Annotated in this window: 7 protein-coding genes; 1 reads left to right on the top strand and 6 read right to left on the bottom strand. The window is 56.4% G+C overall.

What is annotated here, in order from left to right:
* Positions 1-160: 160 nt before the first annotated feature.
* The 6 genes from EII14_RS09315 to EII14_RS04875 all read right to left on the bottom strand — a co-directional run bounded on the left by EII14_RS09315 (position 161) and on the right by EII14_RS04875 (position 6,248).
* Positions 161-331 (bottom strand): hypothetical protein, encoded by a 171-nt coding sequence (locus tag EII14_RS09315; protein WP_158608328.1) that lies wholly within the window; start codon positions 329-331, stop codon positions 161-163.
* Positions 332-480: 149 nt separating this feature from the next.
* The gene (locus EII14_RS04855; RefSeq protein ID WP_124931435.1) at positions 481-1,464 is read right to left on the bottom strand and encodes a type I phosphomannose isomerase catalytic subunit; all 984 of its coding nucleotides are present in this window, start codon (positions 1,462-1,464) and stop codon (positions 481-483) included.
* Between the two features lie 303 nt (positions 1,465-1,767).
* Positions 1,768-2,670, bottom strand: coding sequence for a diaminopimelate dehydrogenase (locus EII14_RS04860; protein WP_124931436.1), 903 nt, complete (start codon positions 2,668-2,670; stop codon positions 1,768-1,770).
* Positions 2,671-2,802: 132 nt separating this feature from the next.
* Positions 2,803-4,266: a sodium:solute symporter gene (locus EII14_RS04865; RefSeq protein WP_124931437.1), complete on the bottom strand. Its 1,464-nt coding sequence runs from the start codon at positions 4,264-4,266 to the stop codon at positions 2,803-2,805.
* A 57-nt stretch (positions 4,267-4,323) separates the two neighbouring features.
* Positions 4,324-5,319: a DUF4435 domain-containing protein gene (locus EII14_RS04870; RefSeq protein ID WP_124931438.1), complete on the bottom strand. Its 996-nt coding sequence runs from the start codon at positions 5,317-5,319 to the stop codon at positions 4,324-4,326.
* A 101-nt stretch (positions 5,320-5,420) separates the two neighbouring features.
* A complete protein-coding gene (locus tag EII14_RS04875) occupies positions 5,421-6,248 on the bottom strand; it encodes an AAA family ATPase (protein WP_124931439.1) in 828 nt (275 codons plus the stop codon).
* A gap of 302 nt (positions 6,249-6,550) precedes the next feature.
* Between EII14_RS04875 and EII14_RS04880 the strand changes: the two genes are divergently transcribed.
* Positions 6,551-9,751 carry an outer membrane beta-barrel protein gene (locus EII14_RS04880; protein WP_124931440.1) on the top strand — a complete coding sequence of 1,067 codons (3,201 nt, stop codon included), beginning with the start codon at positions 6,551-6,553 and terminating at the stop codon, positions 9,749-9,751.
* The last annotated feature ends 173 nt before the right edge of the window (positions 9,752-9,924 follow it).

Raw genomic sequence — 9,924 nt, forward strand, 5'->3', positions numbered from 1 at the left:
TTCTCCCAAACGCGATTGCACAAAAAGGCCATGATCCACGCTGATTGCCGTGAATCATGGCCTTTCTCGTCGGCGGAGAAACACCGCGGGCGGCCGAAGCCGCGACGCTCAACAAGGGAGGCGGGGAGGGAATGCCGCCCGGTTTCGACTCGTCAGAGGACTATTCGTTGCTCCATTTATCTCCGAAATCTTCCAACTTGTTGGTATAGATTTCTTCCTCGCGGTCTACTTTTTGCGATGAACGGCCGTCCATCGTAAGACTGCCATTCATCAGTCCTTCGGCTTGAAAGAAAATCACTTGTACCTGTGGGGCGAAATACGTTTTTTTCATTGAGTTTGAAGTATGTTGTTTATTCTTTTTGTATCGGTATTCTTTTCTCCGCCGCGGTTCGAATCGTTTCCCGGTTGTTGTTTCGTTCCGTCCGAAAACCACGCCGTCGTGCGGCGTCGTTGCCCCTTTCCGGTCGGTGACAGGCCTTATCAAACGGGCACAACGTAGGTTTCGATGCAAGAGAAGCGGTCGTTGCCGCAGGGGCGGATGTCGGCAAATTTTGTGAGTGCCGGAAGCATCACGGTTTCACCGGCGCGCAAAGTCGTTTCGTTGCCGCGATCGTCGATGACTTGTGCCGTTCCCTCGAAAGCCACGAGAATGACAAACGAGTCGATCTCGCCATAGTCGGCGCGAAGGGGGCGCGTGAGGTGGTAGAGCGAGGTGGTAAACTGCGGATGCCGTTCCAACTCGATCCGCTTGTTTTCTGTCGGCTCATAAGCGGTGCGATGATCGCTTCGGGTCGAAAAGTTCAGTGCTTCACGGGCTTGTTCGACGTGCAATTCGCGCTTTCGCCCGTCGGCATCGATGCGATCGAAGTCGTAGACGCGATAGGTCAGATCGCTCGACTGCTGAATTTCGATGATGAAATTTCCTCGCCCGATGCTGTGAATTTGTCCTGCCGGTATGAAGAAGCAATCGCCCGGCCGGGTTTCGTAGTGTGCCAAGGCCTCGGTGATGCGCCCTTCGGCCATGAGGTTGTCGTAGTCTTGCGGTGTGAGGGCGCGGTTGAAACCGCAGTAGAGGTCTGCACCGGGGTGGGTTTGGACGACATACCACATTTCGGTCTTTCCGTAGGGTTTTCCGGCCACACGCTGTGCCATTTCGTCGTCGGGATGCACTTGTATGGAGAGCGCACGATCGGCACTGATGAATTTGACGAGGAGCGGAAATTCCTTTCCGTAGCGGCGCAGGTTTTCGGTGCCGACAAAGTCCGCTCCATACTGTTCGATGAGTTGCCGGAGTGTTTTTCCGGCGTCGTCGCCCTCGGCCACGGGCGTTTCGTCGCCCGGCACTCCCGACACCTCCCAGCTTTCGCCGACATATTGAGGTTGAGAGAGTTGTTTGAGTGCGACGATGTCGCGACCGCCCCAAAGCGGAGTTTTGAGGACGGGAGTGAATTTGAGTGGGTTCATAGTTTAGGACAAGCCGATCTTAGGGCGGCCTGCGAGGACAAAGATACGTTTTTCCGACGACAATGGTATGATTTTTAGTTGCTTTTGTCAAAAAATCGATATTTCGGACGGGATTTTGCAGACAAGGAGTAAAAAAAAACTACCTAACGAGTAGGATTTTCTACCTAACGAGTAGAAATTTCTACTCGTTACCTTTTTTCGTTTTCCTCCTTTCTTGTTTTTTTCGCCACACGGGCGGTGTTTCCGAGCCGGTGTTTCCGCCGCGGCCGCCCCTTTTGCACGGAGCGGCCGCGGGGCACGGATTTACACGAGGCGGTCGATGTGTTGCTCCCGATCGCCGGGGAGATAGTCGATGACGGGAATTTCGATCATGGTGTAGGCACCGGGCTGCTGCTTCATCGAGGCGCGTGCCACGTTGATGAGCACCTGCGCGGTGAGGGCGGGGTTGTTGATGCGCATATTGAACTCGAAGAGTTGGTTGTGCGTTTTGCCCGACACGCCCTTGCGCGTGAGGTTCACACCGTGTCCTACGTCGTTGAGTTCATCGACCGATGCGACTTGCCTGACGTGGGTTTCGTCGTTCACGAAATAGGGGTCGGCCTTGATGGCGGCTTCCACGGTTTTGAAATCGGCACCTTCTTCCAGCTCCACATAGACCATGCGACGATGAATGCTTGTGCCGAGGGGAATGGTCATGGAGAGCGCGTCGCGCACTCCTTCGATGGCGCGCACCGCCACGGAGTGCCCCATGGAGCGGCCGGGGCCGAAGTTGGTGTAGGTCACGCCCTGCGGCGCAAGACTCTCGACGAGGGTGCGCACGACGGAGTCCGAACCGGGATCCCAGCCTGCGGCAATCACGCTGACCGCACCGTGGCGTTTGGCCTCGGCGTCGAGGCTGCGGCGGAGGGCTACGATTTGCGAATGGATGTCGAAAGAATCGACCGTGTTGATGCCCAACGACAAACAGCGTTTGGCATAGGTCTCGACGGAGCGGGTGGGGGTGGCGAGAACGGCCACGTCCACATCGTTCAGCTCGGCGATGTCGCTCACCACGGCATAGGGGGCAAGCTCGGCAGGACGAGCGGCCGAAACGCTGCGGCGCACGATACCGGCACACTCCATGTCGGGAGCGGCTTCGATGGCTTCGAGTGCAAATTTTCCGATATTGCCATAACCCACGATGGCGACACGAATTTTCTTTTCCATAAGTTTGGGAAGTGTTGAATGAGGATAGAGAAACGGGGTCGATGCCTCACGATCCGCAGTGTGACGTCGAGTTTCGGAAACAAATGTAGAAAAACGTCGCAAAACTTCGGTATCGTCTTGCGCTTTTTCCTTTTATTTTTTTTCGAGAGGCGATGTTTTTCTTCTTTCGGTTCGCAAAAGCCACAATCCCAAGGCCGTCAGTGCGCCGTTGAACAAGAGGAGTTCGTAGCCGAAGCGGTAGCCCCACCACACGGGGGCGAAGCGGTCGAGCAGGAAGCAAAGGAGCGGAGCGGCCATGCAGACCGCCGGCACAAAACGATCGCGCACGGCCGACGAGGAGAAAAGTCCGTAGGCATAGAGGCCGAGCAAGGGGCCATAGGTGTAGGAGGCAAGAACGTAGATGGCGTGGATGACGTTGCCGCTTCCGATGGCATCAAAGGCGAGGATGCACACATAGCAAACGACCACGACGGCAAGGTGTACGCGGCGGCGAAGATGCGTGTCGTCTTCGCGCCCGAAAAGGTCAATACACGTGCTCGTGGTCAAGGCCGTTACCGCGCCGTCGGCGGCCGAGAAGGCGGCGGCAATGATGCCGACGCCGAAAGGCAACACCGCCCATGCTCCCAAATGCCCTTCGGCAACGAGCATCGGTAGCAGCTCGTCGCCTTTGAGAGGAGGGGCGATGCCGTCGAGCCGACAAACGTGGTGCAGCAAAATGCCGAGACCGAGAAACAAGGCGTTGATCGGCAAAAAGGCCGCGCCATAGGCACACATGTCTTTTTGTGCCGAGCGCAGATCCCGACAGGTGAGGTTTTTCTGCATCATATCCTGATCCAAACCCGTCATGACCACCACGATGAATATGCCGCTCAAAAACTGTCGCCAAAAAGCCTGCGGGCTCGCCATGTCCCACTCAAAAAGGCGACACATGGGGTCGGCCGCCACCATGCCCCACGCCTCGCCGACCGACACGTCGAGCCGCACCAACACCACGGCGATGATGCCCAACAAGGCCAAGACGAGGGCGAGGGTCTGAATGACATCGGTGTAGAGCAGGCCGGCCTGCCCCGTGCGGCGCGTGTAGAGCCAGATGAACAGCAGGTTGAGCCCGATGGTGAGCCAAAAGGGAATGCCGAGCGGAGCGGCGATGAAGGCATGGAGCACGAGCGTGGCCAAATAGAGGCGCACCGTGGCGCCGGAAAGTTTGCTGATCAGAAAGAAGAGGGCGCCGGTGCGGTGGGAGATGCGGCCGAAACGCAGACGGAGATAGGTGTAAATACTCGTCAGCCGCAACCGATAGTAAACAGGCAAGAGCACAAAAGCCACCGCCAAATATCCGAAAAAGAAGCCGAGGCACATTTGCAGATAGGTCATGCCCGTCGTGGCGACCCAACCGGGCACGCTGACAAACGACACGCCCGAAATGCTCCCTGCCACCATGCCCACCGCCACCAACGGCCATGGGGCGCGACGGTGGGCACGATAGAAGGCGTCGTTGTTTGTGGAATGGCGACGGCACGCCACCAGACGCGCCACAAAAAGCAGCAAAAAAAAGTAGGCCGCAAGACCGGCCGACAGCAAGAGGGGAATGTTCATGAGCAAAGAAAAATAGAGCCGCCCCAAGATCGCAAACACACCATGCGCAACAACCGATCAGTCCTCCGAAGAGGAAGCCGGCGCAACAAGGGCGCGCGCACGCTCGACAATGGCCTTAAACTGCGGAGCGCGGTGGTAGGCCGTGTGTTTGCGTATCATTTCGTCGTAGGGGGCGATGGAGTTTTGATAGGCCGCCAGCTCGTTTTGCTTCTGCACACCGTGGCGGGCAAGACGAGAGATTTCGCGCTCGCGGTCGCGCCGCAAGGCATCGCAAACGGTGGAGAGGAGCGGACTGACCACAAGGTCGAACAGATCATGACCGCGCATGTAAAGATAGGCCGTTGAGGGCGTCACGCCGAGCGAAAGAATGTCGTCGCGCAGCGGCTTGTAGGTGGCGCGCCCTTGGGGGAAATGGTGTTGCAGCCAGTTGATTTTTTTATTGACCCGATGGCGGAGCTGATCGAGCGTGATCTCGGGGTGCGCGAAGTTGATGCGCCGCAATTCGACAAGGTGTGCAAAATCGGAAAGGGAGAACTGCGAAAACACACCATATTTATAAGCCCACACATTCCACACGAGCAGCGGAAAAACAATTTCGGAAAATTGTGCCAAAAAGCTCTCGAAGTCGAAAAGTTGTTTGTCGTTGAGCACGGCCATGACGCAGACTTGTTGAAGCGTGGGGGCGTAGCATTGCAAGTTTTCGATGGAATACACCCCCGTGTGCAAAACGTAGGGGGAAGTGCAGACGGTGTGGCTCGTGGGCGTCGCACCTTGCATGAGATAGTCGTAATCGGCATCGACACAGGCGATCATGTCGGGGCCGAGCCGATTGGAGAGGGCTATCTTTTTGCCCCGGCCGAGGGAGTCGCGCGAAGGGAGAATGACCTCAAAGCCCACCTCGTCGGTTTCGACTTCTGAAAGCAAATCGTTCCAAAAAAAAATGTCGTCGTAGCTCTCCACATAGACCACGATCTTGCGCCGTGCGCGACGCCCCTGCAACCGGTTGGCGGCAGAGATGTAGGCCGAATTCAGACGTGTGGAGAGTTTTTGCATAAGTCAAGGGGCTTTGTATGGAAGTGCAAGGACGTTGCATGAAATATGCCGAGCGATGCGCGACGGCGGGCAGTTTTTTCACGAGGCGGAGGGGCGGTGTCTCAGATCGTGATTTCGGAAACCTCCGTCACGGCATCTTCCCATCCGTCCATGATGACGGCCGGCGAGTGGGTGGTGAGAATGATTTGGGCATTGGGGTTCAGGCGGCGCACCATGGAGATGAGCCGTTTTTGCCAATCGAAATGCAAACTCACCTCCGGTTCGTCCATAAACAAGACGTAGGGCAGATGGTCTTGGGTCAGAGCGGTGAGCAGAATGATGAGCATCTGCTTTTCGCCCGACGAGAGGACGTAGGGCGAGAGCGGCTCGTCATATTGATAGAAGCGCAATTCGTTGCTCTCGCGATCAATGTGCTTTCCGGTTTCCGAGAAGAGATCGTCCACCAAGTCCCAAAAGAGATTTTTGGCTTCGGAGGCTTCGGCAGCACGCTCCCTGACGGCAGGATCTCCGTTGGTAAGCAAGGCTATCATGCGGTTGCCCACATTGACTTGATAGTCGAGATAGCGTCGTTGGAGTTGGTAGAGCTGCCAATCAAGCTCGGTGGCGACGGCTGCATCTCCCAAGGAACCGAGCCGCTCGGCGACGATGGTGCGGCTGTCGAAAGAGCGAATGATGTCGTAGCGGATGCAGTCGGCATCGGAGGGCGAGAAATCGACCTCCACTCCCAAGCGCGCACCGGCGCGAATGGCTCCGGTCGGTGCCAGTCCGCTGATGTGCTGCACCATGCGGTCGAGTATGGTGCTCTTGCCGGCACCGTTTTTTCCGCTCAACACGTTCACGCCCGGCTGCAAGTGCCACACGATGTGCTTGTGACCGCTCCAAAGGCTTTTGATCTCGATTTTAGAAATGTAGTCGGCATACTTAGGCATGGCGCAAAGAGTTTTGTTTGCCACAAAGTTAAATAAAAAAGAGGAGAACGGCTCTTTTTTGTCGCGAAAAAGCCGAAAAGCATCGTTTTTAACGTCCGAATGCCTCCGACGGCCGCCTGCCCTTTGGGGAGAGTGCCTCTCCGCACGACGGACGGCAGCGAGAGCGAAGCACCCGAAAACTGCGTTTTACGCTTTCTTTGGATTTCAAAAAGCCGTATGCTCCGACAAATGCGTATCTTTGCCCTCGCGACTTTCCGCAGGAGACAGTTTGCTCTCCCACCCTCTCCACACAGCATAGACCCATGAACATCAAACTCTTCTTCTTACTCTCTTTTTTTCTTGCCGCTTTGGGGTTGGACGCCCAAAGCCTCACGATTGCCGGATCGGTTGCCGATGCCCAAAACGGGCGTCCCATCGAAATGGCCACCGTTCGTCTGCTGCTCCTGCCCGACAGTACGCTTGCAGACGGCACTTCGACCGACAGCCTCGGCCGTTTTTTTCTGACGGGCAAACAAGGCGGCCGCCACTTGTTGAAGATCAACTACGTGGGCTTCGAACCGGTTGAAAAAGTACTCCGCCTTTCTGCCGACACCGACACGACGCGCGTGGGAGAGATCAGACTCTCGGGCAACGACATTGCCCTCGGCACGGCCGTGGTCACGGCCACCGTTGCACGTGTCGAACAACGAGAAGACACCACCGTGTTCAATGCGGCCGCCTTCCGCACGCCCGAAGGCAGCACCTTGGAGGCATTGGTCAAACAACTGCCCGGCGCGGAAGTGAGTGAGGACGGAACGATCAAGGTGAACGGGAAGACGGTCAAAGAGTTTCTCGTAAACGGCAAAGACTTCTTCAAAGGCGACACGAAAGTGGTGATGAAAAATCTGCCCACACGCCTTGTTTCAAAGGTGAAGACCTACGACAAAAAGAGCGATTATGCCGAGCAAACGGGCATTGACGACGGCGAGGAATCCTTCGTGATCGACATCGCCACCAAGCGCGAACTCAATCAGAGCTTCGTGTCGAACATCGATCTCGGCGGAGGCCGGGATTATCGCCAAACGGGGGTGTATTCGGGCAAGGCCTTCGGGTCGCACTTCACCGACAACAGCCGCATCAGCTTCCTGGCCTCTCACAACAACGTGGGCGACAACAGTTTCGGGGCACCGCGCGGCATGCGTTTCGGCGGCAGCGGCAACGGCATCACCGCTTCCACCATGGTCGGCACGGACTTCTCGTGGGACAACGGCCGAAAGAAAAACACTCGCAACTTTTTTGAAGTGGGCGGACACTTTCTTTTTCACCGCTCCGACAACGACACCGAAACCATCTCGACGAGCGAAACATTTCTCACCTCGTCGGCGCGAAAGCGAAGCTTCGCCAACTCCCACCGATGGAGCGGTACGCTCAACCGATCCATTGACACGCGCCTGCGCTTGAAATGGAATCCCGACACGCTGACGAGCCTGTCGTTCCGCCCGGGCTTCAACTGGAAACGCTCCAACACGAGCACACTCTCTCGAACGGCCACTTTCGACCAAAACCCCTTCGAGCGATATGGGCTCGACGAAACGGATGAAATTCTCGACCGTGCATTTCGACACGCTCCCATCAACGGACACATTGAGACGGAAGACGATTTCTTGGTCAATCTGAACCGACGCCACCGCCTCAGACAAAGCTCTTCGCACAACATCAACGGACGCCTCGAAATCACACGCCGACATGGCAGCAAAGGCGGACGCAACATTTCGTTACAGGCACAGGGAGGATATAGTGAAAACGAATCGTTTGCCTACTCGGAAGCCGACATCCACACTCGTAACACCACGCTCCCTCCCTCAGCCCCCGGCCTCTCCGTGCTGAAAACCAACAGCACACACCAATTCACACTAAACGATGCCACCACGTGGAATTACCGCGTGGGAGGAAGCTACGTCGAGCCGATTGCCGGAAAACTCCTTGCCGAGTTTCGCTACAACTACGAACACCGCTTCAACGACTCCAACCTCTCGCTCTACAATCTCCACAGTCTGCGCGGCTACAACACCCTTGCCGACTTCTTGGCCGACCACCCCCAGTATGCCGGCATCGGCCACCTGTATCGCCCCGGAGCCGGAAGCCTCATCTCTTGGATGGATCCGGCTCAACTGCTCTCCCTGCTCAATGCCGACGACCTGCAAGCCGCTTTGCGCGACGACCAAAACTCGCAATACGCCACCTATCACTACCACACCCACAACGCACAAATCCGTCTGCGCTTCAACAACCAAAAGCTCAACCTCAATGTCGGTTTGAACTTTCAGCCCGAACGCACACGCCTTCAATACGAACGGCCGCTCGTCGGAGCGATCGACACCGTGCGCACCGTGTCCAACCTCTCGCCACAAGTCAGACTGCGCTACAATTTCTCGAAGACGCGCCGATTCGTCCTCAACTACCGCGGTTCGTCGAGCGAACCGTCGATGACCAACCTGCTCAACATCGTGGACAGCTCCGACCCACTCAACATTTCGGTGGGCAATCCCGGTTTGAAACCCTCTTGGAACGATGCTTTGCGCGCCAACTACAACGACTACGACCCCGAAACGCAACGCGGCATCATGGCACACCTCACCTTCAACCAAACTCGAAACGCCATCACCACGCTCCTCGTTTACGACACCGCCACCGGACGCCGCTTCACCCGACCCGAAAACATCTCCGGACAACACAATGCCTCGGCCGGACTGACTTTCAACACACCTCTCGACCGCGAAAAAATCTTCAATCTCTCCACTTCGTCCAACGCCTCCCATCATCGTTCCGTGGCCTACGTTTCGACCGCCGCCACCCCCATAGCCTCAGGACAGACGCCCGATTTGACGGAAATCAATCGGCTCTTTGCCAACATCGCCGCCGAGCGCAACATCAGCCGAGCCACCACCCTCTCCGAACGTATCGATCTGTCTTATCGGCAACCGCTGTGGGACGTTTCGCTCAACGGAGCGGTAAACTATCAACACGCCCGCTCATCGCTGCAACCGCTCAACAATCTCGACACATGGAGCTTCTCCTACGGCGCAGCGGCCAACATCAATCTCGACAACGGCCTGAGCCTTTCCACCGATTTGCGCATGAACTCGCGCCGCGGTTTCGCCTCCTCGGCCATGAACACCGACGAACTGCTCTGGAACGCACAACTCTCCAAATCTTTTTTGGCCGACCGATCGCTCACGATGAGTCTGCGATTCTACGACCTGCTGCGCCAACAAAGCAACATCTCGCGCAACATCGACGCCACCATGCGCACCGACGCTTGGCACAACGGCATCCATGCCTATGTCATGCTCCACTTGATCTATAAGATCAACATCTTCGGTGGATCGAAAGGAGCCAAACACCCCGACAATCGCAAGGACAACGACGACCGACGCCCCCCTCGCTTCGAGCGGCATCCCGGCACGTCTTCCGGCGGTGCGTTTCGCCCAAGCCAATATTCCGGCATACGTTCCGACTTCTGACGCAACGCGGTGCGAAAACATCGTTTCCCATCCCCCAAAAAACAAGTAACGAGTAGAAAATTCTAAGCAACGAGTAGAAAATTCTAAGCAACGAGTAGAAAATTCTAAGTAACGAGTAGAAAATTCTAAGTAACGAGTAGAAAATTCTAAGTAACGAGTAGAAAATTCTAAGT

Source organism: Alloprevotella sp. OH1205_COT-284, from assembly GCF_003859795.1.
Lineage (GTDB): Bacteria > Bacteroidota > Bacteroidia > Bacteroidales > Bacteroidaceae > Alloprevotella.